This window comes from Algoriphagus sp. NF (assembly GCF_028823735.1).
GTDB lineage: Bacteria > Bacteroidota > Bacteroidia > Cytophagales > Cyclobacteriaceae > Algoriphagus > Algoriphagus marincola.
The window spans coordinates 43,622-67,266 of record NZ_JAPEIB010000014.1 but is presented as its reverse complement, the minus strand read 5'-3'; the positions used below and the strand labels follow the sequence as shown (position 1 = coordinate 67,266).

25 protein-coding genes are annotated in these 23,645 nt (G+C 40.1%); 24 read left to right on the top strand and 1 reads right to left on the bottom strand.

Annotation, left to right across the window (positions count from 1 at the left end; genetic code table 11):
• Positions 1-112 precede the first annotated feature (112 nt).
• From OU792_RS08770 to OU792_RS08755, 4 genes are read left to right on the top strand one after another with little or no spacing between them, the layout of a single operon-like run.
• Positions 113-1,654: a bifunctional GNAT family N-acetyltransferase/carbon-nitrogen hydrolase family protein gene (locus tag OU792_RS08770; RefSeq protein WP_026945126.1), complete on the top strand. Its 1,542-nt coding sequence runs from the start codon at positions 113-115 to the stop codon at positions 1,652-1,654.
• Positions 1,636-2,220: a KdsC family phosphatase gene (locus OU792_RS08765; protein ID WP_166669436.1), complete on the top strand. Its 585-nt coding sequence runs from the start codon at positions 1,636-1,638 to the stop codon at positions 2,218-2,220. Before OU792_RS08770 ends, OU792_RS08765 begins: the two co-directional genes overlap by 19 nt.
• Positions 2,221-2,227: 7 nt before the next feature.
• The gene (kdsA, locus tag OU792_RS08760) at positions 2,228-3,055 is read left to right on the top strand and encodes a 3-deoxy-8-phosphooctulonate synthase (RefSeq protein ID WP_274669967.1); all 828 of its coding nucleotides are present in this window, start codon (positions 2,228-2,230) and stop codon (positions 3,053-3,055) included.
• Positions 3,056-3,060: 5 nt separating this feature from the next.
• Positions 3,061-4,680: a L,D-transpeptidase family protein gene (locus OU792_RS08755; protein ID WP_274669966.1), complete on the top strand. Its 1,620-nt coding sequence runs from the start codon at positions 3,061-3,063 to the stop codon at positions 4,678-4,680.
• Here OU792_RS08755 and OU792_RS08750 read toward each other — a convergent pair.
• Positions 4,660-5,361, bottom strand: coding sequence for a murein L,D-transpeptidase catalytic domain family protein (locus OU792_RS08750; RefSeq protein WP_134202984.1), 702 nt, complete (start codon positions 5,359-5,361; stop codon positions 4,660-4,662). The genes OU792_RS08755 and OU792_RS08750 overlap by 21 nt on opposite strands.
• Positions 5,362-5,643: 282 nt before the next feature.
• Here OU792_RS08750 and OU792_RS08745 point away from each other — a divergent pair, with 282 nt between their 5' ends.
• The 20 genes from OU792_RS08745 (at position 5,644) to OU792_RS08650 (ending at position 23,635) form a co-directional block, all read left to right on the top strand.
• On the top strand, positions 5,644-6,054 hold the full coding sequence (locus OU792_RS08745; protein ID WP_024281987.1) for a 6-pyruvoyl trahydropterin synthase family protein: 411 nt from the start codon (positions 5,644-5,646) through the stop codon (positions 6,052-6,054).
• Entirely contained in the window at positions 6,014-6,718 is a 705-nt protein-coding gene (gene folE / locus OU792_RS08740) for a GTP cyclohydrolase I FolE (RefSeq protein WP_026945131.1), read from the top strand. Before OU792_RS08745 ends, folE begins: the two co-directional genes overlap by 41 nt.
• A gap of 109 nt (positions 6,719-6,827) precedes the next feature.
• The gene (locus OU792_RS08735; RefSeq protein WP_274669965.1) at positions 6,828-7,508 is read left to right on the top strand and encodes an SDR family NAD(P)-dependent oxidoreductase; all 681 of its coding nucleotides are present in this window, start codon (positions 6,828-6,830) and stop codon (positions 7,506-7,508) included.
• A gap of 69 nt (positions 7,509-7,577) precedes the next feature.
• Positions 7,578-7,841, top strand: coding sequence for a hypothetical protein (locus OU792_RS08730; protein ID WP_026945133.1), 264 nt, complete (start codon positions 7,578-7,580; stop codon positions 7,839-7,841).
• Positions 7,842-7,856: 15 nt separating this feature from the next.
• Entirely contained in the window at positions 7,857-8,300 is a 444-nt protein-coding gene (locus OU792_RS08725; protein ID WP_026945134.1) for a hypothetical protein, read from the top strand.
• A complete protein-coding gene (locus OU792_RS08720) occupies positions 8,297-8,926 on the top strand; it encodes a flavin reductase family protein (RefSeq protein ID WP_134202982.1) in 630 nt (209 codons plus the stop codon). The genes OU792_RS08725 and OU792_RS08720 overlap by 4 nt, the downstream gene beginning before the upstream one ends.
• A gap of 74 nt (positions 8,927-9,000) precedes the next feature.
• On the top strand, positions 9,001-10,140 hold the full coding sequence (locus OU792_RS08715) for a hypothetical protein (protein WP_134201960.1): 1,140 nt from the start codon (positions 9,001-9,003) through the stop codon (positions 10,138-10,140).
• 43 nt (positions 10,141-10,183) lie between these two features.
• Positions 10,184-11,179, top strand: coding sequence for a ligase-associated DNA damage response exonuclease (locus OU792_RS08710; protein ID WP_134201961.1), 996 nt, complete (start codon positions 10,184-10,186; stop codon positions 11,177-11,179).
• 191 nt (positions 11,180-11,370) lie between these two features.
• On the top strand, positions 11,371-12,270 hold the full coding sequence (locus OU792_RS08705; protein WP_274669964.1) for a phosphotriesterase family protein: 900 nt from the start codon (positions 11,371-11,373) through the stop codon (positions 12,268-12,270).
• A 140-nt stretch (positions 12,271-12,410) separates the two neighbouring features.
• Positions 12,411-13,940, top strand: a complete 1,530-nt coding sequence (gene guaA / locus OU792_RS08700; protein ID WP_274669963.1) for a glutamine-hydrolyzing GMP synthase — start codon at positions 12,411-12,413, stop codon at positions 13,938-13,940.
• Positions 13,941-14,208: 268 nt separating this feature from the next.
• Positions 14,209-15,855, top strand: a complete 1,647-nt coding sequence (locus tag OU792_RS08695; protein ID WP_274669962.1) for an ABC transporter substrate-binding protein — start codon at positions 14,209-14,211, stop codon at positions 15,853-15,855.
• Positions 15,855-17,156 carry a glutamate-1-semialdehyde 2,1-aminomutase gene (gene hemL / locus OU792_RS08690; protein WP_274669961.1) on the top strand — a complete coding sequence of 434 codons (1,302 nt, stop codon included), beginning with the start codon at positions 15,855-15,857 and terminating at the stop codon, positions 17,154-17,156. The genes OU792_RS08695 and hemL overlap by 1 nt, the downstream gene beginning before the upstream one ends.
• A 2-nt stretch (positions 17,157-17,158) precedes the next feature.
• Complete coding sequence (locus tag OU792_RS08685; RefSeq protein WP_134201965.1) at positions 17,159-17,509, top strand: Spx/MgsR family RNA polymerase-binding regulatory protein; 351 nt, start codon at positions 17,159-17,161, stop codon at positions 17,507-17,509.
• Positions 17,510-18,017: 508 nt separating this feature from the next.
• The gene (locus OU792_RS08680; RefSeq protein ID WP_134201966.1) at positions 18,018-18,860 is read left to right on the top strand and encodes a hypothetical protein; all 843 of its coding nucleotides are present in this window, start codon (positions 18,018-18,020) and stop codon (positions 18,858-18,860) included.
• A 52-nt stretch (positions 18,861-18,912) separates the two neighbouring features.
• Positions 18,913-19,893 carry a hypothetical protein gene (locus tag OU792_RS08675; RefSeq protein WP_274669960.1) on the top strand — a complete coding sequence of 327 codons (981 nt, stop codon included), beginning with the start codon at positions 18,913-18,915 and terminating at the stop codon, positions 19,891-19,893.
• Between the two features lie 11 nt (positions 19,894-19,904).
• Positions 19,905-20,564, top strand: coding sequence for a hypothetical protein (locus tag OU792_RS08670; RefSeq protein WP_134201968.1), 660 nt, complete (start codon positions 19,905-19,907; stop codon positions 20,562-20,564).
• A gap of 60 nt (positions 20,565-20,624) precedes the next feature.
• Positions 20,625-21,149: a CsgE family curli-type amyloid fiber assembly protein gene (locus tag OU792_RS08665; protein WP_026945147.1), complete on the top strand. Its 525-nt coding sequence runs from the start codon at positions 20,625-20,627 to the stop codon at positions 21,147-21,149.
• A gap of 12 nt (positions 21,150-21,161) precedes the next feature.
• Positions 21,162-21,584 carry a curli production assembly/transport component CsgF gene (locus OU792_RS08660; RefSeq protein WP_134201969.1) on the top strand — a complete coding sequence of 141 codons (423 nt, stop codon included), beginning with the start codon at positions 21,162-21,164 and terminating at the stop codon, positions 21,582-21,584.
• A 13-nt stretch (positions 21,585-21,597) separates the two neighbouring features.
• Positions 21,598-22,998, top strand: coding sequence for a CsgG/HfaB family protein (locus OU792_RS08655; protein WP_051260677.1), 1,401 nt, complete (start codon positions 21,598-21,600; stop codon positions 22,996-22,998).
• On the top strand, positions 22,988-23,635 hold the full coding sequence (locus tag OU792_RS08650) for a carboxypeptidase-like regulatory domain-containing protein (RefSeq protein WP_100627352.1): 648 nt from the start codon (positions 22,988-22,990) through the stop codon (positions 23,633-23,635). The genes OU792_RS08655 and OU792_RS08650 overlap by 11 nt, the downstream gene beginning before the upstream one ends.
• Positions 23,636-23,645: the final 10 nt, after the last annotated feature.

The following is a 23,645-nucleotide window of genomic DNA, read 5'->3' as shown; positions in this document are numbered from 1 at the left end:
ACCCTAAAGTCAGAATTTACATTCATTCTTAAAAATCAAAATAAAATTCTGAAAAGTACCCGGTTAGGATTGTGATTTAAAATTTTTGATCGAAAATCCTTAATTTTGAACTATGAGTAAACAACGAGAAGAGCTCGAACATCGATTGAAACTTCGGAATATCAAGCTTTCGGATTTTGATGATATCCGAGAAATAATGGTATCCATCTACCGAAACAAAGGAATGGCCTGGACAAGGGAAGAGTTGAAAAATCAACTCAAGGTTTTTCCGGAAGGTCAGATTTGTATCGAAGATAATGGAAAAGTAGTTGCTGCGGCTTTAAGTATCATTGTCGATTACGGAAGGTTTGGAGATAATCACACCTACGATCAGATTACAGGGTTCGGGAAGTTTGATACCCATGATCATGATGGAGATACCCTCTATGGGACGGATGTTTTTGTACATTCCGAATACCGAGGAATGCGACTAGGAAGGCGTTTGTATGATGCAAGGAAGGAGCTATGTGAGAATTTGAATCTTCGGTCGATAATTGCCGGTGGTCGTATTCCGGGATATTCCAAACATGCCGAGGAGATGACTCCAAGGAAGTATATCGAGTTGGTGAAAAATAAGGAGATTTTTGATCCGGTACTTTCATTTCAGCTTGCAAATGAGTTTCACGTAAGAAAAGTAATTACCAAGTATCTTCCTGAGGATAAGGACTCTAGAGCCTATGCTACCTTGCTGGAGTGGATCAATATTTATTACGAAAAGGATGAGAAGCTTATCGGTAATAAGAAGTCCATCGTACGCTTGGGATTGGTACAGTGGAAAATGCGCCGATTTTCAAACGTGGATGATCTGATGCAGCAGGTGGAGTTTTTTGTGGATACCGTTTCAGGTTATAAATCGGATTTCTGCCTTCTTCCTGAATTTTTCAATGCTCCACTTCTGGCCGAATTCAACGATATGGATGCCTCAGAAGCGATTCGGAACTTAGCTGACTATACAGATGAAATTGTGGGCAGGATGAGCGATCTAGCCGTTTCTTATAATGTCAATATCATTGCGGGTTCGATGCCTGAGTATGATGGAAAAAAGCTTCGAAACGTAAGCTATCTCTGCCGAAGAGATGGTACGCAGGCCAAACAATACAAATTGCATATTACACCTGATGAAGCGGCTTATTGGGGACTTCAGGGAGGAAATGGAATTCACGTTTTCGATACCGATGCCGGAAGGATAGGAATATTGATTTGTTATGATGTAGAATTCCCCGAGTTGGGAAGAATTCTGGCGGAGCAAGAGATGGACATCCTATTTGTACCATTCTGGACGGATACCAAAAATGCCTTCCTTCGGGTAAATACTTGTGCCAGATCTCGGGCCATCGAAAATGAGTGCTACGTGGCTATCACCGGATCTGTAGGGAACCTTCCAAAGGTTGAAAACATGGATATTCAGTATTCCCAGGCTGCAATTTACAGCCCATCAGATTTTTCTTTCCCGCATGATTCCATCGTAGCTCAGGCGTCAGAGAATGCAGAAACGACCATTGTTGCGGATGTAGATTTGGATTTATTGACCAAGCAGCGGAAAGCAGGAAGTGTTCGGAATTTGGAACAGCGTAGACTTGACTTATATTCGATCCAATGGAAACAGAAAAAATAATCCAAGACTACTTTAGCCATATTCCTGCGGAGATTTTGGAGAAAGCCAAAAACATCAAGCTTTTAATCACCGATATTGACGGTGTATTGACTGATGGTGGGATTATTTATGATGATAATGGGCTGGAATTCAAAAAGTTTCAGGTAAAAGATGGTTTGATAGTCAAGCATCTCCGTAAAAACCGGTTTTTGATTGGAGCGATTACAGGACGAAAGTCCAAAGTGGTTGAAAATCGCTGTGAGGAGCTTCGGTTTGATTTCCACTATCATGGAATAAAAGACAAGGGCAAAAAGCTGAATGAGCTTCTGGATACACTTGAGCTTTCCCATCATGAAGTGGCCTACATCGGGGATGATTTGATCGATTTACCAATTTTGAAAAAAATCGGCCTTTCTTGCTGTCCTTCTGATGCCCTGCCATACGTGAGCGCACAGGTGGATTGGGTCAGTCGCTATGCAGGAGGCAAGGGAGTCTTCCGGGAAATGGGGGACCTGCTTCTCTATGCCAAAGGAAAGCTGAGCTCGATAATTGATTCATACAACGAAACAGAAAATGAAGAGAACTGATAGTCAAATGAAAATCACAGACTCTGTGGTTTTAGGGGGAGAAAAGCCTGTGCTTTTTGCGGGACCCTGTGCGGTAGAAAGCTACGATATCTGTCTGGAAATCGGCACGAAAGTAAAAGAATGGGCTGAAGGGAATGGTTTTTCCTACGTTTTCAAAGCATCCTTTGACAAGGCTAACCGGACTTCTTCGGGATCTTTTCGAAGTATCGGAATGGATAAATCCCTGGAGGTGCTTCAGCGTGTAGGTCAAGCTTTGAATATTCCTTTGGTGACTGATATCCATGAAAGCTATCAGGCCAAAGAAGTGGCCGAGGTAGTAGATGTGCTCCAGATTCCTGCATTTTTATGTAGACAAACCGATTTGCTGATCGCTGCAGCCGAGACCGGAAAGGCTGTGAAGATTAAAAGAGGACAGTTTATGGCACCCGAAGACATGCAGTTTGCAGTCAAAAAAGTGAGATCTGCCGGAAATGAAAATGTCTGTCTTACCGAGCGCGGCTTTTCTTTGGGGTACCACAATTTGGTAGTCGATATGCGTGGCTTGCCAATCATGAGGCAGTTTGCACCGGTAGTGTTTGATATTACTCATTCGGTACAGCAGCCAGGGGGCCAGGGAGGAACTAGTGGCGGACAGCGGGAGTTTGCACCTTTTTTGGCAAGAGCAGCTGCGTCTACAGGTATAGATGGTTTTTTTATTGAGACACATCCTGAGCCAGCAAAAGCCCTCAGCGATGGCCCCAATTTGATTCCCCTTCATCGAATGGGAGATTTCCTATCCATGCTGAAGGATTCATGGACTTTGGGCCGAAAGTACCAGGATTTTAAGATTGAATAGACACAATGAGATTCAGACTGCTTTGTTACTTTTTTCTTTTAGGGTTCATCAGCTATGGCCAAGAGACTGATTTGCTTCGGCAACGCTTAGAAAATACGGACGCCAGTGTTGGTTTAGAAGTAAGAGGGCGAAGCATTCAGAATTTTGGAGAACTCTTTAAGTTTTATTCTTCGAGAGACTTTCAATTTGTCTGGAGCAAAGAAGCTAGGATAGGGGAGTTGGCTTACGAAGGGCGGTATGAATTAGAACAGGCTAAATTTGATGGTTTACAGCCTTCGGATTACCATTGGGACTTGATCAATACACTTATTGAAAATTACGAATCCAACAAAAAGATAGATGAGAAAAGTGATTGGACAGATCTGGTAGACTTGGAGTTGCTTCTAAGTGATGGATTAATTCAGTTGGCAAAACACCTGCATGTAGGCAAGGTAGATCCTTCGGAGCTTCAATGGGGATGGGAAATTATCCAAACAAAAGAGTCCTTTGACCCGATAGCTTTCCTCAATCAAATCGAACAAACCCAACGGGTAAGATCAAATATTTTTCAATATTACCCAGAGTTTAGAATTTATCTGCGTGGGAGGGAGATTCTTCGTAATCTATCCGAGCTTTCTAAAGTAGATAGCTTGGACTGGTCTTCACTCAGTGTCAATAAATCAATCAAAGTAGGCGATAGCCATTCCCTGATTCCTGAGATCCGTGAACGACTTCAGTTCTGGGGTTATGCCGGAGGAAATGATTTGACGGAGCGGATATATGATTCTCTTTTGATGAAATCCGTCCAGGCTTATCAATCCTTTCATGGAATGACTAGTGATGGTATCATAGGGAAAAACACCTTAGCTTCTCTAAGTCAATCCCCAAAAGATATGATGGATAAGGTAGCTGTGAATTTGGAAAGGCTTCGATGGCTTGATGGTAAAAAGAATGGGAGTAAGGCTATCTTAGTGAATATTGCAGATTATAAGTTGGTCCTTTTGGATAAGGAGGATACTATTTTTCAATCCAAAGTTATCGTAGGCAAATCCTATCATCAATCGCCGGTTTTTGAGGCGAAAATGAGTTATCTGGTCTTTAGCCCTTATTGGAATATTCCTGAGTCGATTGTAAGAAATGAGATCATTCCCTCGGTAAGGAAAAACCCAAATTACCTTACTCAAAAAAATATGGAAGTTTTGACTTACAATAGAGAAGTCGTGGATCCAAGTATAATTGATTGGAAAAAGCGTACCATTCCCTATCTGGTAAGGCAAAAACCCGGGCCCCAAAACTCACTTGGTTTGGTCAAATTTATGTTTCCAAATAAACATAGCGTTTACATTCATGACACTCCTGCCAAGTCGCTATTTGGACGAGAAGAGAGAGCATTGAGTCATGGATGCATTCGACTAGAAAAACCAAGAGAGCTTGCACAGCTTCTTCTTCAGGATCAAAAAGAATGGAATGATCAGAAAATTTGGGATGCGATGAACAGTCAGCAGGAACAGACGGTCAATCTGAAGGAAAAAATACCGGTTTATCTGATCTATTTGACGTTTTGGGCTGATGCTACAGGAAAGCCAAATTATCGGCCAGATATCTATGGGAGGGATGAAGAGGTATTAACCTTGCTTAGAAAATGAAGCAGAAATAAGCTTTGAATTGCTGAGATAGTTTTGATCTTCTCCATAAATAAAGAGCAGTGAACCTTCCTTGATTAGCTCTATGACCTCTTTGGATAGCTCGCTAGGTAAGGCTGGGCAACCTAAACTCCTTCCGAGACGACCCGCTGCTGAAATAAACTCTTCCCTAGCATAGTCGGCACCGTGAATTACAATCGCTCTTGGTCTGGCTAAGTCATTGAAACCTTTCTCCAGGCCATCCAATCGAAGGGAAAGGCCATGCTTGCCGTGATAAGTTTCGGCCGTTTTATAGAATCCCAAACTGCTTTTGTATGAAGAGGGTTTATTGGAAAAGTTTGTGGCATAAAGCTCTCCGGAATTTCTGCCATGGGAAACCACAGAATTCACGAGTACGAGTTTATTGATAGGATCGATGACCCAGAGTCTTTTTTCGGTAGAAGGAAGACTAAAATCAATGATAGTGATGAGTTGATTTGAAATATTGGACTCCAGTTGTTCCCAGCCTTTGAACGCATATTCAAATACTTCTTTCTGGGGCAGGTTTGGGGTGTTTGAGGCGATTTCCTCATATAGACTTTCTAAAGGAGAGCTGTATGTTGAAGATAAATCTTCGCTTGGGATTTCTTTTTCTGGGTGGAAATTGAGCAGTAAAGAGAATAAGGCAATGTGGAATAGGTGCATAGGCTTGGGTTTTGCTTCAGGTTATTTTGATAATCCTCAAATTCAAGCATAAGTTCCAAATAATCTTTTGATCAAGGTCAAAAAAGATTAATCGTAGCATGAACTATTTTCAGAAAAGCAAACGTTGAATTCGTGGTGTTAGTACGTTTCACCAAAAAAATAGAAATAGCATAAGCCAACACTTAAAATTTAAATAGCAGAAATTCAACGACTTAAATAATTTGTTTAAAGAAATAATAGAAATATTAAACAAAATTTAAAAAACTGCTGTTTCCAAATTGCATGAAAGTAACAGTAATTCGCAAAGAACACTTCAACGCCGCTCACCGGCTTCACAATCCAAATTGGTCAGATGAAAAAAATGCTGACATCTTTGGAAAGTGTAATAATCCCAATTTTCACGGACACAATTATGACCTGCACGTAAGTCTACGTGGCGATATCGATCCCGATACAGGTTATGTTTATGACATGAAGGTGTTGAGTGATCTTATCAAAGAGCATGTATTAAATAAATTTGATCATAAAAACCTAAACTTGGATACCGATGAATTCAAAAATCTCAACCCAACTGCAGAAAACATTGCAGTGGTTATTTGGAATATTTTGAGGGAGAAAATTGATCGGAAATTCGAATTAAGCATTCGACTCTATGAAACAGAAAGAAACTATGTTGACTTCGATGGGAATTGATATTGCCCGTGCATCTTATGAAGAACTTGGTGAGGAGCATTTGGCTTCTTCAGTAGAGACTCCACTTCGTGAAGATGCCTTTGAAATGGATGACGACCTCAAGGTCGAATTGATCGAGAAGCATTTCAAAGAAATCATGAATATTCTTGGACTTGATCTTACTGACGACAGTCTCAAGGGGACACCCCATCGAGTGGCTAAGATGTATGTCAAGGAAGTTTTTGCAGGACTTAATCCCAAAAATAAGCCAGTTGCAAAGCTTTTTGAAAATAAATTTCAATACAATCAAATGCTTGTCGAGAAGGACATTACCTTCTTCTCACACTGCGAACACCACTTCGTACCGATTTATGGTCGAGCTCATGTAGCTTACATTTCAAATGGAAATGTGATCGGGCTTTCTAAGATCAATAGGATTGTACAGTACTACTCCAAAAGACCTCAGGTTCAGGAAAGGTTGACCATGCAGATAGGAAACGATCTCAAAGAGGCATTGGGAACTGATGATGTGGCGGTAATTATGGACGCATATCACATGTGCGTAAGTTCAAGAGGTATCAATGATACCAACAGTTCTACAGTGACTTCATTCTACAGTGGCAAATTTGACACCGACGAACAAACAAGAAACGAGTTTCTGAAATATATCAGTCTCGAAAAGTAATAAATAGCTAAACCAACTTAGAAACCGGGCTATTGTCCGGTTTTTTTTGTGACTTATTCAAAACAAATCTTTGATAAAAAGATTCTTAAAAAAGAAACAAAACAACAGTATGAACGGAAAAAATATCGTCCTAATAGGAGGAAACTCAGGAATCGGAAAAGAACTCGCAGAAGCCTTGAAGGCGAAAGGAGCAAATTTATTTTTGTATTCAAAAAGTGGGGAAGGCACCACAGCCTTGGATACGACTGAAGACTTTTCAGATATTCCCGGTCTACCTGAGGTTATTGATGGACTTGTATATGCTCCGGGCACAATTAATTTGAAGCCTTTTCACCGGATTTCCATTTCAGAATTCCAACAGGAACTTGATATCAACTTTCTGGGTGCTGTACGAGTGCTTCAAGCATGTATGAAAAGCCTAAAGAAATCTGAAAGTGCATCAGTTGTTTTATTCAGTACAGTTGCTGTGCAGACAGGAATGGGCTTCCACGCGAGTATAGCCGCTGCGAAAGGTGCCATCGAAGGACTAACCCGTTCACTAGCAGCAGAGTGGGCGCCTAATAACATTAGAGTAAATGCTATCGCACCGTCTTTGACAGATACTCCGTTAGCTTCTGCTTTGCTATCAAGTGATGATAAGCGAGAAGCAAGCAATAAGCGTCATCCGATTGGTAGATTTGGAACACCAGCAGACATAGCCAAGGCGGCTGAATACTTGCTATCTGATGATGCATCTTGGATGACGGGTCAGATTCTTCATTTAGATGGAGGAATGTCTAATTTGAAGTGATTTTAAACATTTTCATCCCTGAATTTGTCATTAATACGGGTACGGTCCCGAGATGAACGAGCTGTGAATATGAAGACACCACCTGAATCATTCCTACTTTTTAAGGAAGAGTTGAGGAAAGCCCAATTAGAAAAAGAAAGGCTACAAAAAGAATACGAGTCCAAGCTTTCAGAAGTCAATCAGGAGCTTTCAAGATTGAAAGAGCAAATCCGCTCTCAGCAAGAGATGATGCGGACTACCCTAGAGTATGCCTCAAATCTTGAGGTACGCCTGGAGCAATTTAAAGATGAAGTTAACCGCACTGAAGAAGCGCGAAAAAAATCTGTTTACTAATCCCGATCTATTGCCATGAACGACACCTTGCATACCTCCGAGACGCAGGATTTTGAACTGGCCTTTGAACAAAAATATGTTCGCGTGCTGATCAGTCCAGAATTAAAAATTGTTATTTGTGAACTTCTTGCCGACTACATTCCAATCGAAGACTTCAAGGAAGCTTTTCATCAGATCGGTGAAATAGTCAAAGCAGGGAATTATGAGAAATTCATCTTTGATAAGCGGTCGCTGAGAGCTTTTCATCAACCTACCATGGAATGGTATTTCATCTATTGGAAAAAGGAAATGCTGGAATATGGGGTGAAAACACACCGTAAAATTCTTCCTGATGAAAAATGGTTTGAGAAAATGGTTCAAATCGCCAAAGCTCAAATCCTGCAAAATTACCCAGACAACATTATTGATCAATTGGATATCAAATATTGTGATACCATTGAGGAAGCTATTGCCAAATGATCAAGCACTTTACTAAAGATGAAATATTAGAATCAGATTCTTTCTTTCGGAGGAATCTGATTAATTGTCTTTCTGGATATAAAAGTCTGAATCTCATAGGTACTAAAAGCTCTGAGGGGATATCCAACTTGGCTCCTTTTTCTCAGGTTTTTCACATTGGCGCAAGTCCGCCTTTGGTTGGGATTCTTTTTAGACCCCATACTGTGCAGAGGGATACGCTTGAAAACATTTTAGAAGCAGGGTACTTTACCATGAATCAAGTGACTCCTTCTTTTTACAAAGAGGCTCATTGGACTTCTGCCCGCTGGGATGGTTCAGAGTTTGAAAAAACAGGGTTAGAGGCTGAATTTCTCAATAAATTCTTCGCTCCTTATGTTAAAAATAGTCCTTTGAAGCTAGGTTGCTCCTTGGTGGAAACTCAAACTCTCAAGGTAAATCAAACAGTATTGGTCATTGGAAGTATTGATCATATTTATGTTGAAGAAAAAGGTCTTCGGACTGATGGCTCCTTGGATTTGAATGTGTTGGAAGCGGTGACTGTCTCAGGGTTGGATGAATATCACATTGGAAAAAAACTTGCACGACTTAGCTATGCAAAACCCGATCGGGAAGTGGAAGAGATTTAAATTTTAGGATTTTTTAAGATAGCTTATTTTTTAGTTTTCGAAATATATTTAAGTTTAAAGCAAACTAAGATTCGATGAAAAACTTCATTTTTATTGCATTCATATCGATTTGCTTAAGTTCTTGCAAACAATCCGGTCCTGAAGCTGATGACCAATTGGAAAAAACACCAACCCTTACCTTGGTAGACAGCATGCAAATTGACCGTTTGGTGGTTCCTACCTTACTGGACTATAGCTTTGATGGTCAATATTTTTTGTTTTTTGATTTTCAATCGGACGAATTGATTTTAACCGACTCATCTGGAACAATCATTCGCACTGCCAATCGATCAGGAGATGGTCCGGACAGTTATAAGTCTAGCTATTTTACTGCCTGCAGATTTGTGAGAAATGAAAAAATCTTTGTAGAAACATACACTGGCAATTATTTGTATGATCTTCAGTTTAATTTAATAGAATCAAGCCCTTCTCGCATTCAAATTATGACTCGGATGATGGGAGATACACAGGGCTTCTTGGTGGAGGGGGGGTATCAGTTTAGGTTTGGTTATTTAGAATCTGACCTAGATAAAATCAGGATGGAAAACCGAATCAAAATGGACGAGTATGATTTCTTAAAAGTGAGTAATTTTCAAGGAGACGTGTTATTTAGTTCAAAGGTCCCTACTTCTCTTAATTACATTCAAAAACCGGGAGATTATATAGGTTATGATCCTGTTGCAAAAATTCATGGTGATCGAATTGATTTGCAGTTTATGCTAACCCCGATGATTTATACCTATAGCTATCCTGAGCTAGTCCTTAAAGATTCGCTATTCTTGGATCCAGGATCTGATTTTAAGCCCATTCAGCCTGCACCAGAACAAGAGAATTTTGGTATTTTTTTCGAAGAATTACGAGGTTCTCGGTATAAAGATTTTATCTATTCCAATGACTTTCTGCTGACTTGGTACCTGAAAGCAACACCTGATGAAGAAGTTGATGCTTTAGATCGGAGAGTCGTTGGGGATGAAAAATACATGAGTATTGAGAAAAAATATAAAACACCTGTTTATCAGATTTTTAAAGGGAAAGAAAAGATTTGGGAAGGGGAGTGGCCAATCAAATTAATGACTAAAAAAGATCTTTTGTACTCAGTCAACGCAAAACCAGGAGAAGATGCGAATGAGGTAGAGCGAGATGTCCAGACTTTTTATTTTTATGAATTAAAGTAACCTTTGAAACCCTAGCCTGTTTGTAAGTAAAAACCAGATAGCTCTGCAACTTCTCGAACTCACTGATTACGGACTTTTCTGTCCACCTGCAGGAATTTTTATAGATCCTTGGCGTCCTGTTGACATGGCGGTGATTACTCATGCCCATTCCGATCATTCCCGATGGGGGATGAAACATTACCTTGCTCATCACGATTCTGCCGAGGTGATGAAGCTTCGCCTCGGGCAGGAAATCAGTCTGGAAACTGTGGATTATGGTCAGGAATTAATCATACATGGTGTGAGGATTTCCCTTCATCCAGCTGGACATATTCCTGGTTCGGCCCAAATCAGGTTGGAATACAAAGGCCGTATAGCAGTAGTCAGCGGAGATTACAAGGTGGAGGATGATGGATTATCGACACCCTTTGAGTCGGTTAAGTGCCATGAATTTGTGTCTGAATGCACTTTCGGATTACCGATTTACAAATGGGAATCCCAATTGGAAATATTTAACCAAATCAACTCTTGGTGGAAGGATAATGCCGCAGAAGGTCGAAATTCTGTACTTTTCGCTTATTCTCTGGGAAAAGCCCAACGGATCTTAAAGAATTTGGATTTGTCAATAGGCAAGGTTTTTACACATGGTGCCGTTTGGAATACCAATCAGGCATTGTTAAAGAGTGGTGTAGTGTTGCCAGACGTTCCCAGAGTTACTCAGGATATACCCAAGTCGGAGTTTAAGGGCTGCTTGATCATCGCACCACCATCTGCTATGGGAACACCTTGGATGCGGAAATTTTCACCTTATCGGACGGGAATTTGCTCCGGTTGGATGGCTATTCGAGGCACCAGAAGAAGGAGAGCTGCAGATAGAGGCTTTGTGCTATCTGACCATGCTGATTGGGAAGGGTTGATTCAGGCCATTGAAAGCACTGAAGCAGAAAAGGTCTATTTGACGCATGGTAGTACCGCCTCTTTTGGGAAGTTTCTTCAGGAGGAGAAAGGAATTGATGCCGTAGAGTTACAGACCCTTTTTGGAGAGGAAGAGGTGGAGTAGGGAAATTAAGTCAGTATTGAAAAATTGGAAGATTGTAAAATTGACTTCCTACCAATATCTTGAGCGAAGAATCATATCGCCTCCTTATGTCCAGGTTTTTGAGTTTCATTTTCATAAGTATCTTTTTAGGCTCCTGCCAAAATCCCCCTTCAAATAATTTTGATAATTACATAAATACTGTCGCAGGACCGATGCCTATTGACTCCATGGGTTTGACGCTGATTCATGAGCACATGCTGGTGGATTTTATCGGGGCAGATTCGATCAATTCAGATCGCTGGAATCGAGATTTGGTGACTTCCAAAGTGCTTCCTTACCTGATGGAGGTGAAAAAGCATGGAGTTCGGACGATTTTGGATTGTACTCCTAGCTATTTGGCCAAAGATCCCTTGCTTCTGAAATCGCTAAGTGAGAAATCCGGAATTCAGATTTTGACTAATACCGGATTTTATGGTGCTGTGGGAGGGAAATATTTACCTGATTTTGTCCAAACGGAATCTGCGGAACAATTGGCAGATCGGTGGATAGCTGAATTTGAAATTGGAATTGAAGGGACTGGTATTAAACCAGGATTTATTAAAATTTCGGTGAATGAAGCAGATACCCTTTCGCCCATTGATCAGAAGCTAGTCAAAGCAGCAGGGATTACCCATCAAAAAACAGGATTGACTGTAGCTTCACATACAGGATTTTGGAGAACTGCTGTGCAAGAGGTGAGAATACTTCAAGAAATGGGTGTTAATCCATCCGAATTTGTGTGGGTTCATGCTCAAAATGAACAAGATTTTGAAAATTATAAAGTTGCGGGAGAAATGGGTGTTTGGATTAGCTTGGACGGAATCGGCTGGGCAATTGACCCCTATGTGAATCGCCTGATTTTCGCCAAAGAAAATGGAATTTTGGGCAATGTGCTGATTTCTCATGATGCCGGCTGGTTTGATCCAGCCAAACCGGGTGGCGGAGATTTCCAGCCTTTCACCAATATTTTTGAAAAGCTGATTCCAATTCTTAATGAAAGAGGATTCACTGAAGAAGATTGGGGTTTATTGCTAAAAGAAAATCCTAAATCAGCTTTTTCAATTCATAAATAGTTGATTATAAGAATTTTTCAATCCGCCCCGGCGGACAAGTTTTTCAAATCTTTAAATCTACCACGACCAAATTTTTCCATCTGCTACCAAATTTTCTTTGCCAACCTTTATCAATCGGTCCGACCTGCTTACCTTTGCGCATGGCAGAACAAATCCTCATCCTTGATTTCGGTTCTCAGTACACCCAACTCATCGCTCGAAGAGTCAGAGAACTGAACGTTTATTGCGAAATCCATCCTTTCAATAACCTTCCTGAAATCACCCCCGAGATCAAAGGTGTAATCCTTTCTGGATCACCCTGTAGCGTTCGGGATGAAGGGGCTCCTGACCTTGACTTGGATAGTCTTCGCGGAAAGCTTCCAGTTTTGGGCGTTTGCTATGGTTCACAGCTTCTTGCTCAGAAGTATGGGGGAGAGGTTTTGCCGTCTACTATCAGAGAGTATGGTCGTGCTAATTTGGATCACATCGATCTGCATCATGACCTACTAAAAGAAATGACCCATGGATCCCAAGTTTGGATGTCCCATGGTGATACCATCAAACAATTACCCGAAGGTTTTGAGGTGATTGCGAGTACTTCCTCGGTGGAAGTTGCCGCCTTCAAAGTCGAGGGAGAAAAAACTTACGGAATCCAATTCCATCCAGAGGTTACCCATTCTACCGAGGGTAAAAATCTTCTCAGAAACTTTGTAGTCACGATTTGTGGCTGTGCTCAGGATTGGACATCCGACGTCTTTATCGATGCGACCGTAGCTGAGCTGATAGAAAAAATCGGTTCGGATAAGGTAGTCATGGGACTTTCAGGTGGAGTAGACTCTTCGGTAGCCGCTACTTTGATTCATCGTGCCATTGGAGATCAGTTGACCTGCGTTTTCGTTGATAATGGGTTGCTTCGCAAAAATGAATTTGAGGAAGTACTTCATTCCTACAAGGACATGGGATTGAATGTCATTGGAGTAGATTCCAAGCAGCGATTCTATGATGCCTTGGCTGGAATCTCAGATCCCGAAGCTAAAAGAAAGGCAATAGGGCGAGTCTTTATCGAAGTATTTGATGATGAGGCGCATAAAATAGATGGTGTAAAATGGCTGGGTCAAGGCACTATTTATCCCGATGTAATTGAATCAGTTTCTGTAAAAGGTCCTTCAGCTACCATCAAATCCCACCATAATGTAGGAGGCTTGCCTGATTTTATGAAGCTTTCAGTAGTCGAGCCTTTGAATACTTTGTTCAAAGACGAGGTACGTGAAGTAGGGCGTGCATTGGAGATTCCTGAGACCATTATCGGACGGCATCCATTCCCGGGTCCGGGTTTGGCAATTCGGATTTTGGGAGATATTACACCAGAAAAAGTACAGACACTACAGGAAGTAGATCACATATTTATCCAAGGATTGAAAAATCACGGACTTTATGACCAAGTCTGGCAGGCAGGAGCCATTTTGCTTCCCATTCAGTCGGTAGGAGTCATGGGTGATGAGCGTACCTATGAGCGGGTTGTAGCTTTGAGAGCGGTAGGATCCGTAGATGGAATGACGGCTGATTGGATTCATTTACCTTATGAGTTTCTTGGTAAAATGTCAAATGAAATCATCAATCGCGTGAAAGGTGTAAACCGAGTGGTTTATGATATTTCCTCCAAACCACCGGCAACTATTGAGTGGGAATAGATTGAAAGGCAATTGATTGAAATATGTCCCTTTACCTTGAATTTCCTAATTATACGTTTGGAAGTTGGGGGAGAGAAGCTTGAAGAATGCTTAAAACAAAATACTGGTTGGAATTCATTTGTTGATGTTTTAGTCGATAGCTTTCTTAAAAATCTTAAAAACCCGGAGTGTTTCCTTCGGGTTTTCTTTTGGAATGGGTTTTCGGCCTAAACTTTGGGTTTGGAAATAATGATTTAAATTTGTCCATAAGCTTATCTAACTGATCGGAATGCAAAAATCACTTCTTTTTTTAGCCCTTCTTTTTTTAGTACTTACCGTAAATGCCCAAAACGCGCCTGAGGGTTATTTACAAGCCAAAAGACAATTGGCTTCAGGTTCTTACTGGGATGCGATGAATAGCTTTCGGGCTTTCACTGATGAGTCGAAATATGGAAAATTGGCTTTGTATGCTTCTTACCATGCCGGAGAATCAGCTTTGAAAGCCAACCAAGCAGAAACTGCCATTGGGATTTTGAGGCCTTTGGCTGATAGAACTTGGGACAATCAGAATGAAACAATAATGCTACTGGCAGAAGCTTTTTTATTTAATAAGAATATTACCGAAGGATTGGACTTGCTTAAAGCATTACCCCAATCTTATGAAGAACAGGCTAATGATCTAGCTTATGAGTACTTGGTCAAGCAGAGTCTTGATTTTTTGGTGAGAAATTTAAAGGAGTATCAGGATTTTCCGGCTTATACTGCTGCACTCAGCACTGTACTGAATAAGAAAACTGTTCTTTCAACAGATGAAAAATCGCTTTACTACGAGCTTAGAGGTCAGGGAGAAAATTGGTCAACCGGGAATACCGTTAAAAATGACATTTTGGACCTGGTGGTGATTTTACCTTTTTCATCAGGTACTCAGTCTCCAGATCCGGAGAGTTTTATTTTTGAATTATATGAGGGTATTCTATTGGGTATCGACCAATTGAAGTCAGAGGGAATGCGTGTCAGTATCGGTACATTCAATTCAAAGCGGTCAGTTGATAATCTCCGGTCTATACTTTCGGATGAAAAAGTGAAATCTGCCGATGTGATTATTGGTCCGATTTACCCAGAAGAAGCAGATTTGGTAAGTGCCTTCGCCGAATCAGCACAGATTCCTTTTATTCATCCACTTTCCAACTTGGGGGATCGATTTGAGGATAAGAATTATAGCTTCCTTTTCCGGCCTTCTGCCGAGAATATATCCGAGGGAGTTTTTAGAGCGATCAAAGGTCAAAGCTGGGGAAGTCGAATTGCGATTGGCTATGGAGGAAGCTCTAAAGACCTACGAAGTGCCAACGAATTGAAAGAACGGATTGAATCAGATGGATTTCAATTGGTTGATTTTAAAGAACTGAACCCCAGAAATGCAGCTTCTTTTTTGACAGATTTAGGTATCAGACCCACGCTCGACAGTGTAGAGGCGAATGTAGATCAGGTTATAATTCTTTCCGATGATCCCAATATTGCCAGTCCTATTCTTTCATTTTCAGAATCGGTTGCGACTGAAATTCCCATTTTTGTAATGGATTCTTGGCTAAGTTTCAATTTCGCGAATTATGAAATGCTTCCTCATGAGAATTACTATTTCATCGCTAATAACACCCCAAACTACGAATCCGAGACAATGAAACTATTCCGGAACGAATACTATCAAACGCACTCTACGCTTCCTAGCCTAAACGCTATCCTCGGTTTTGAGTTAGTATACTGGGTGGCGATGAATGCCCGTCCTGATTTAGGTTATGATTTCCGTGCCAGTTTGGATCAGCGGGTTTTTGCTCCGGGAAAGTTGACATGGGGGTTCAACTTCCAAAACAGTAATTCTAATCGATATGTGCCTGTATTTTCTCTATCAGCAGGTGAATTGAAACCTTTAAATTATTAATGAATATTTCAGAAAGTAAGCGGCTTTTTGCGAAAGCCCAAAATTTTATTCCCGGTGGAGTAAACTCCCCTGTACGCGCATTCCGTGCAGTAGGCGGAGATCCGATTTTCATCAAAAAGGCCTCAGGTGCTTTCATTTACGATGAAAATGATAATGCCTACATCGAAATGATCAATAGCTGGGGTCCCATGATTTTAGGGCACAATCATCCCATCATTCGAGAGTCGGTAATTGAGGCTATGGAGTCAGGCACTTCCTTTGGGGCTCCAACAGCTCGGGAGATTGAAATTGCTGAATTAATCATTTCCATGGTGCCCTCTGTAGAAAAGGTCAGGATGGTAAACTCCGGTACCGAGGCAACGATGTCAGCAATTCGGGTGGCCAGAGGCTATACAGGAAAGGATAAAATCATCAAAATGATCGGTCATTACCATGGTCATGGTGACTCATTTTTAATTGCAGCAGGATCAGGTGCGATGACTATGGGGCAGCCGGATTCGCCAGGTGTGACTGCTGGTACAGCCAAGGATACGCTTTTAGCACCTTACAACGACTTGGAATCAATTGAAGAGTTAGTGCGATTGAATAAAGGTGAAATCGCAGCATTGATTCTCGAGCCCGTGCCCGGAAACATGGGGCTAGCTATTCCAATTCCTGGGTATTTGGAAGGGTTACGTGAGATTTGTAACCGAGAAGGTATTGTCTTAATTTTCGACGAAGTGATGACTGGCTTTAGGTTAGCTCCGGGTGGTGCACAGGAGCTTTATGGAGTCACTCCGGATATGACCACGCTTGGAAAAATAATCGGCGGCGGTATGCCTGTAGGAGCTTATGGAGGTAGAAAGGAGATCATGGACTTTGTGTCACCTTCTGGTCCGGTATATCAAGCAGGAACCCTTTCGGGAAATCCAATAGCCATGGCAGCAGGCTTGGCCATGCTGAAATATCTCCAAAGTCACCTGGAGACTTATGGTCAATTGCTGAATATTGGAAGGAAAGTCAGTGAGGGGATCAAGAAGATTAACCTGGAACTAGGCTATGATTATACTGTGAATCACGTAGGAAGCATGTATTCCTTGTTTTTCACGGATCAGTCCGTTACAGATTTTGAATCCGCCAAGAAGGCAGATACAGGTTTGTTTGGAAAATACTTTCAAGCCATGTTACAGCGTGGTGTTTATCTTGCACCTTCTCAATTTGAAAGTTTATTCTTGTCAACAGCTCTGACGGATCAGCTGATAGATAAGATTCTAGAAGCCCATCGAGAGAGTATGATTGAAATTCACAGTCAAAACCAATAATTATGAGTTTGAAAGTATACGGAATCAAGAATTGTAACACGATGAAGAAGACCTTCGATTTTCTGGAAAGTGAAGGCATAGCATACGAATTCATCGATTATAAAAAACAAAAACCAACTGCTGAATTGCTTGAGAGTTTTATCAATAAGGTAGGATTGGATGCGGTGATAAATAGAAAGGGAATGACTTATCGTAAAATAGGCGAAGGTCAGAAGGAAAGCTTGGAAAAAATAGAATCTGCCATTCCCATTCTCATAGATAATTCTAGTATGATCAAAAGACCCATCATTTTATATCCGGATGATAGTATTACTTTAGGGTTTAATCCTGATTTGATTTCAGGGAAAATTTAGGAAAGAGGCTTCGGCCTCTTTTTTTATTCCCTTTAATTTTTGACTGTGATAGGCTGGAAATCAGTCGAGTTTCGAGCAGCTTCTTTAAAATTATTTTCAGGAGTTGTCATGACACAACCCATCCTAGAATAGATTGATGGGACTCTTGATGACTTTTTAATCTCATATGGACCCTTATTTCAGCCTTTATAACACGAGAACTTAGGCGTATTTATCATTTTGGATAATCAGATTTTTGTACATGAAAAGGGCTTGATTGTAATTGATTAAAATTTTTTTTGAACACTATAAACTGAATTTTTGAGTAAAATTACCCATTAACTTATTTTATAAACTGGCGGAAATTACCCATTGACACAACTACTTTTAAACGCTACTTTTGAAATGAAATACAAAAAATATATTCTGAAAAGCATAAAACTGTTCAAATTTTCTTAGCGCTTCATAATCTGAACAATAGGACTATAACTTTAATTAATCTATTTCTAACAATTAACTATTTCAAATCATGAAAAAATCAATTTTATTCTTCGGTGCATTAGCTTTTACAGCTTCTGTTTCCTTTGCTCAAACTGGCGTTGGAAACAGCTCAACAACTGATCAAACAGGGAATAACAACACAGCTACTGTTGATCAGCTAGGTAACGACAATATTTCTACCCTCCTTCAGGACGGTAACAGAAATATGGGTACAGTACAGCAGGGAGGATTTGGTGGAGGAGGAACTCAGTCCAATAATGCTGAAGCCTTTATGAATCAAATAGGTAATGATAATGAGGCATTGATCCAGCAAAGACAGGGTTTCCCAGGTGGGACTGCCGCAAGCTATCATGAGATCATTCAAGACGGAAAAGAGAACTATGCTAGACTAAGAACCTTCAATGGAGGTAATACAGGTTTAGTATTACAGGTAGGAAACAGAAACGATGCCGACGGAAGTCAATCATCTAGTGCACATTTGTTAGTTATCCAACAATTAGGAAATGATAACATGGCTGAAGTTGATCAACTAGGAGCAAGTAACAATATTGCTTTTATCGGTCAGGATGGAAATGAAAATCAGGGTAAAACATACCAGAGAGGTGATGGTAATACAGCTGATTTCATCCAAGTAGGTAACAGAAACCTTGCAGTGGATATTAATCAGCTAGGGGATGGTAATTTCTTCTTTATGGATCAAATTGGTAATGATAATGAATCTATCCTTCTTCAGGATGGGTCTTTCAATGATGCCTTTGTATTCATTGACGGTAACAACAACTTCACTCAGCTAACTCAGACAGGTAGCTTTAATTTCTCTGAGCAAATTCAAGCTGGAAATGGAAACGTTTCAGTTGTAGTTCAAAATTAATCTTAGATCTTTTAAATACTTGGCTAGGTCTTCCTAGCCAAGTTTTTTCCTTATGAAAAAATTTACCTTAGTAGTTGTCTTTTCCCTTTTTAGCTCTGTTCTGTTTGCACAGGGCTTTGGCAATGTAGCTACCTCTGATCAAGAAGGAGATAGGAACAGGTCTACTCAAAATCAAACTGGAGTAGAGAATGTTTCTGACGTAGTTCAGTTAGGGAACGAAAATACAGCGAGACTTCGTCAGCAAGGGTTTTCCAACGCGGCCTTCCAGGTTCAAGAAGGTAATCAGAACCTTGCTGCAGTTCGTCAGCTTGGGTTTGGAATGAATGTCGCAGATCAGCTTTCGTTAGGTAATAGAAATACCGCTCGGATTGGTCAGTTTGGTGCAGGGTTTAATCTAGCTTCACAAGATCAAGTTGGTAATCGCAACCGTGCACGAATCGTTCAGGATAGTTTTAATGGAGGTCAAGTGATTGCACCAAATTCTATTCAGTCTTCAAACTTAACTCCAAGTGATTTCTCCAATGAAGCATTTCAAACTCAAATAGGTAACCGGAATATTGCTAGAACCCTTCAATTAGGTGATGACAATCTCCTAACTTCATTACAAGACGGAAATAGAAATTCTTTAGGTACTCGTCAAATTGGTGAGGGAAATGAAATTGATGTTTTGCAATATGGCAGAAGAAACTTTGCAGGCTCTAATTTCCGTGCAGATGTAGGTATCATTCAACGAGGTGATAATAATTTTGTATCACTTATTCAGGATGGTCTTAGAAATACTCATTTAACGACTCAAAGAGGTTTTGATAACGAATCTTTTCAAGACGCTTTAGGTAATGATAACAATGGAGAGGCATTTCAGCGTGGAGAAGAAAATTTAGCAGATCTTTTTCAGACCGGGGACTTCAATTCAGGGATCATTATTCAAAGAGGTCTATTGAATTCTTCGGTTATTGAGCAAACAGGTATTGGAAATACTGCTATTTCTACTCAAACCGGATTTGGCAATTCTTCGTTAACAACACAGAACTAATTTAAAATTTTATGAATAAGCCCAATTGTTTTTTTATCGCGGTAATTATCTTTTTGTCTGTTTCGCTTTCTGCATTCTCGCAAGAAAGTCAAGGTGAACGGGAGGAAGAATTGGTTTCAAATCAGATCATTTCACCTGAAGTCATGTTGCAAAGTAATAGTGCTTCTGTGATACAAGTGGGTAATCGGAATAATTCATCTGTTTTTCAGCAAGGTCAAAACTTGGTCATGTTGAGTCAAAATGGAAATAATAATATCGGTTACATTGAACAATCTGGTGGCCAAAACCGTGCGATATTAACACAATTGGGCAATTCAAATGACACCGGTCTTTGGACCATTGGCCAAAATATAACTTTAAATACAAATCAGGCAGGAAATAATAATACCATCAATGCGTACATTGAGAATGATGGTATAGGGGCACGAATTGCAATCCTCAATCAACTGGGGAACAATAACCAGATTGATGTTGCTCTACTTGGTAATGGATTCATTGGTTCTGTTAATCAAACTTTTGAAGCAACTCAAATTGGTAATGGTTCAAGTTTAACTGCACTCATAGATCCTTTTCAATCTCCAGTATCAGTAACTCAAACTTCTGGGATAGGAGGTGCTGGTATGACTCTTAATATTTCCACTACTACCTTTAATTTTCCAATGAGACAATAATTGTTGGAAAAGTCGCTTTTAATTGATTTATTTATTTTAAATTTTAATAAAGGCGTATAAATGAAAAGGCTTTGGATTAATTTAAGTTTTTCTATTTTTATTTTCTGTTTTTCGACGAGTTATTCTTGGGCTCAGTCAGATACTACTAGGATTGCCTTGGATACTGCTAAGAAGGAGGCCACCATACAAGAACTTCAAACTCTCTTGGAATCAATAAAAAAGCAGGAGACGCAGAAAAAGAGTACAGATGTAGTTCTTGAAATTGATGGTCTTTTGATCGATGATACAAAGACGAAAAGTGGAAGAGACTTTTATGATTTCTTTTACCGAGATTGGGTTGCTCCTCCAGAGGCCAGTAATTATTCGATTTTTATTGTCGAAAAGCCATTCAGACTAAATACTACAACAGTAGAAATACTGATAAATGATATTACGGTTTTTCAATCCTTTCTACAGCCAAGAGCAGATGTTGTAGAAGAGTTAGCTAAGCAATCGATTGGAATCACTCAGCAGTATTTGATTCAATACGAAGAGTTAGTTAGGCAATTGGATGGAGAAGAAAGAAAAGGAACAGGAATATTTTAAATACACTACCAAATGAAAAAAGTCATATTATTCGCTTTTGTATTTTCTTTAATTGGATTATCAGATTTATTCGCCCAACGATTAGTCTATACTCCCCAAAACCCTGCATTTGGAGGAAATACATTTAATTATCAGTGGTTGTTGAGCTCAGCTCAAGCTCAGGATACTTTTGAAGATCCCGCTAGTAGGGAGGATCGGTTTGGTTTTGGACAGGACCCTTTAAACGATTTCTCAGAAAGTTTAAACCGACAAATTTTAAGTAGACTTTCCAGAGAGATTATTGATAGGCAATTTGGAGAAGAGTCATTAGAGTCAGGGACTTATAATTTAGGAGACTATCAAATCGATATTTCAAATTCAGGTTCAGGACTCATTGTCACCATTATTGATAATGTAACAGGAGCCACCTCAGTAATTGAGGTTCCATTTTTTTAACCAAAAAAGTTAAATGCAACTCAAATCTATTCACGGCTACAAAAGGTTTATTTTTGTAGTTTTATTGTTAGTTCTATGTTTCGGATACGGCTGTGCTCCATCTTTTTATCAACCTTTTAATGATAGAGATGCTCGTTTAGGTCCTGAGACACCTTTCAAATCGGAATTGCTAGGTTTGCCCGAGCCTGCTGAGCCTATTTTTGTAGCAGTCTACAAGTTTCGAGATCAAACAGGACAATATAAGGAGTCAAACGTGGGTGCAAACTGGTCAACGGCAGTCACCCAGGGAGCTACCAATATCTTAATTCGGGCTTTGGAAGAATCTGGTTGGTTTGTTCCAATCGAGCGGGAGAATATTTCAAATCTTTTGAATGAGCGTAAAATTATTCGTTCCAGTAGGGAACAATATGAAGGTACTACAAACATTCTTCTGCCGCCACTCCTTTTTGCAGGAGTACTATTAGAAGGAGGAATTATTTCTTATGAAACGAATATTTTCACCGGAGGTGCGGGTGTTCGATATTTTGGAGCAGATGCATCATCTCAATACCGAGAGGATCGGGTTAGTATTTATCTAAGAGCTGTCTCCACCAATAATGGAAAGATTTTGAAGACTGTTTACACAACTAAATCTATCCTTTCCCAAGAAGTTTCAGCTGGGTTTTTCCGGTACGTTAAATTTAAAAGACTCTTAGAGGCTGAAACCGGATATACTTACAACGAACCCACTGAAATGGCTATTACAGAGGCTGTAGAAAAGGCCGTTCATAGTATGATTTTAGAGGGAGTTGTGGACGGTTTGTGGAATTTTAAATCAGAAAATGATACCACTGCCCAAGTCATGCAGGCTTATCAGTTAGAAAAAGAGGAGAATCAAAAAACTGATTATATAGGAAGACTACACCAAGGGGTGGACCGATCCAATATATTTTTATCCCTAAGTGGAAATTTCCAAACTTACGTAGGAGATTACTCTAGAACGGCATTCAGACCAGGTTTTACGGGTTCTTTAGCATTCAAGTTATCTAATTCACTTTATATGGAGGGAGGCTTTGGTTTTCATCAAATAGAGGTGCCTGAATTGTTTAGATCGGTTGATTACCACGGTGATTTAAGCCTTTTGTATATGGCTAATTCGACTGGTAAGCTATCGCCTTTTGTATCTGTAGGAGCGGGCTCCTTTTTTGATTTCACTGATCAGGTAGGTTTTTCTCAAAATACCTACTTACCATATGTAAAATATGGTGGAGGATTGGAGTATATGTTATCAGGGGGCACAGCACTCACTGGTAAGCTTTTTCTAAACCAAATGCTAAATGATCAATATGATGGCATTGAGTCAGGAAGCTTTAATGATTTGATATGGGGAGTGAATTTAGGATTACGATTTTATATAGGAAATAATGCAAAATAAAAAAATAGGGGGCTTTTTGCTCGTTTTCTTTCTGATCTTTACTACAGCATGTGAAGAAGAAACTTTTGACATTGAGCGTTTCGGATCCATATCTGGGATAGTCGTGGATGGTGATACTTACGAGCCATTGCAAGGAGTGCTTATTACGACTACTCCATCTAGCAATGCCGTATTGACTGACGAAGGTGGGACCTTTCAATTAGAAAAGATTAAGGATGGTGATGTTGTTATTACTGCTAGAAAAAAAGACTTTCTAAATGGAACGATTAACGTCGCTGTTTATGAGGAAGAGAATACTGCGGTCACCTTTTTTCTTTTAGAGGATGAAAATAATGTAGGAAGTGTAATACTCTCTGATCCAGTTCCAGGAAATGGAGCTGTCAATCAAGATCTGAGTTTTACTTTCTCTTGGAATGTGGATCAGGAGAATCCAGGTATTCCATTGGCTTATTCAGTATTCATTTTTGAGTCAAATAGTACTGTACAGGATTTGGTGGGTGAGAACTTGCCTACTAACGAGGCCAATGTCACAGGTTTGAAACCAAATACTACCTACTTCTGGTATGTGGTTGCAAAGTATGAAGGAAGGAATGTAGCAAATAGCCCTACTTGGACTTTTGCTACTGGTGATCAATAAATAATTATTG

Excerpts from the sequence above, each read along its gene's own strand:
- OU792_RS08770 (WP_026945126.1), top strand. The coding sequence starts at position 113 with ATGAGTAAACAACGAGAAGAGCTCGAACATCGATTGAAACTTCGGAAT.
- OU792_RS08735 (WP_274669965.1), top strand. The coding sequence starts at position 6,828 with ATGAACGGAAAAAATATCGTCCTAATAGGAGGAAACTCAGGAATCGGA.
- OU792_RS08720 (WP_134202982.1), top strand. The coding sequence starts at position 8,297 with ATGATCAAGCACTTTACTAAAGATGAAATATTAGAATCAGATTCTTTC.
- OU792_RS08685 (WP_134201965.1), top strand. The coding sequence starts at position 17,159 with ATGAGTTTGAAAGTATACGGAATCAAGAATTGTAACACGATGAAGAAG.
- OU792_RS08650 (WP_100627352.1), top strand. The coding sequence starts at position 22,988 with ATGCAAAATAAAAAAATAGGGGGCTTTTTGCTCGTTTTCTTTCTGATC.
- OU792_RS08665 (WP_026945147.1), top strand. The coding sequence starts at position 20,625 with ATGAAAAGGCTTTGGATTAATTTAAGTTTTTCTATTTTTATTTTCTGT.
- hemL (WP_274669961.1), top strand. The coding sequence starts at position 15,855 with ATGAATATTTCAGAAAGTAAGCGGCTTTTTGCGAAAGCCCAAAATTTT.
- kdsA (WP_274669967.1), top strand. The coding sequence starts at position 2,228 with ATGAAAATCACAGACTCTGTGGTTTTAGGGGGAGAAAAGCCTGTGCTT.
- OU792_RS08755 (WP_274669966.1), top strand. The coding sequence starts at position 3,061 with ATGAGATTCAGACTGCTTTGTTACTTTTTTCTTTTAGGGTTCATCAGC.
- OU792_RS08715 (WP_134201960.1), top strand. The coding sequence starts at position 9,001 with ATGAAAAACTTCATTTTTATTGCATTCATATCGATTTGCTTAAGTTCT.
- OU792_RS08680 (WP_134201966.1), top strand. The coding sequence starts at position 18,018 with ATGAAAAAATCAATTTTATTCTTCGGTGCATTAGCTTTTACAGCTTCT.
- guaA (WP_274669963.1), top strand. The coding sequence starts at position 12,411 with ATGGCAGAACAAATCCTCATCCTTGATTTCGGTTCTCAGTACACCCAA.
- OU792_RS08675 (WP_274669960.1), top strand. The coding sequence starts at position 18,913 with ATGAAAAAATTTACCTTAGTAGTTGTCTTTTCCCTTTTTAGCTCTGTT.
- OU792_RS08705 (WP_274669964.1), top strand. The coding sequence starts at position 11,371 with ATGCCTATTGACTCCATGGGTTTGACGCTGATTCATGAGCACATGCTG.
- OU792_RS08660 (WP_134201969.1), top strand. The coding sequence starts at position 21,162 with ATGAAAAAAGTCATATTATTCGCTTTTGTATTTTCTTTAATTGGATTA.
- OU792_RS08765 (WP_166669436.1), top strand. The coding sequence starts at position 1,636 with ATGGAAACAGAAAAAATAATCCAAGACTACTTTAGCCATATTCCTGCG.
- OU792_RS08655 (WP_051260677.1), top strand. The coding sequence starts at position 21,598 with ATGCAACTCAAATCTATTCACGGCTACAAAAGGTTTATTTTTGTAGTT.
- OU792_RS08745 (WP_024281987.1), top strand. The coding sequence starts at position 5,644 with ATGAAAGTAACAGTAATTCGCAAAGAACACTTCAACGCCGCTCACCGG.
- OU792_RS08730 (WP_026945133.1), top strand. The coding sequence starts at position 7,578 with ATGAAGACACCACCTGAATCATTCCTACTTTTTAAGGAAGAGTTGAGG.
- OU792_RS08670 (WP_134201968.1), top strand. The coding sequence starts at position 19,905 with ATGAATAAGCCCAATTGTTTTTTTATCGCGGTAATTATCTTTTTGTCT.
- OU792_RS08725 (WP_026945134.1), top strand. The coding sequence starts at position 7,857 with ATGAACGACACCTTGCATACCTCCGAGACGCAGGATTTTGAACTGGCC.
- OU792_RS08750 (WP_134202984.1), bottom strand. The coding sequence starts at position 5,361 with ATGCACCTATTCCACATTGCCTTATTCTCTTTACTGCTCAATTTCCAC.
- OU792_RS08695 (WP_274669962.1), top strand. The coding sequence starts at position 14,209 with ATGCAAAAATCACTTCTTTTTTTAGCCCTTCTTTTTTTAGTACTTACC.
- folE (WP_026945131.1), top strand. The coding sequence starts at position 6,014 with ATGAAACAGAAAGAAACTATGTTGACTTCGATGGGAATTGATATTGCC.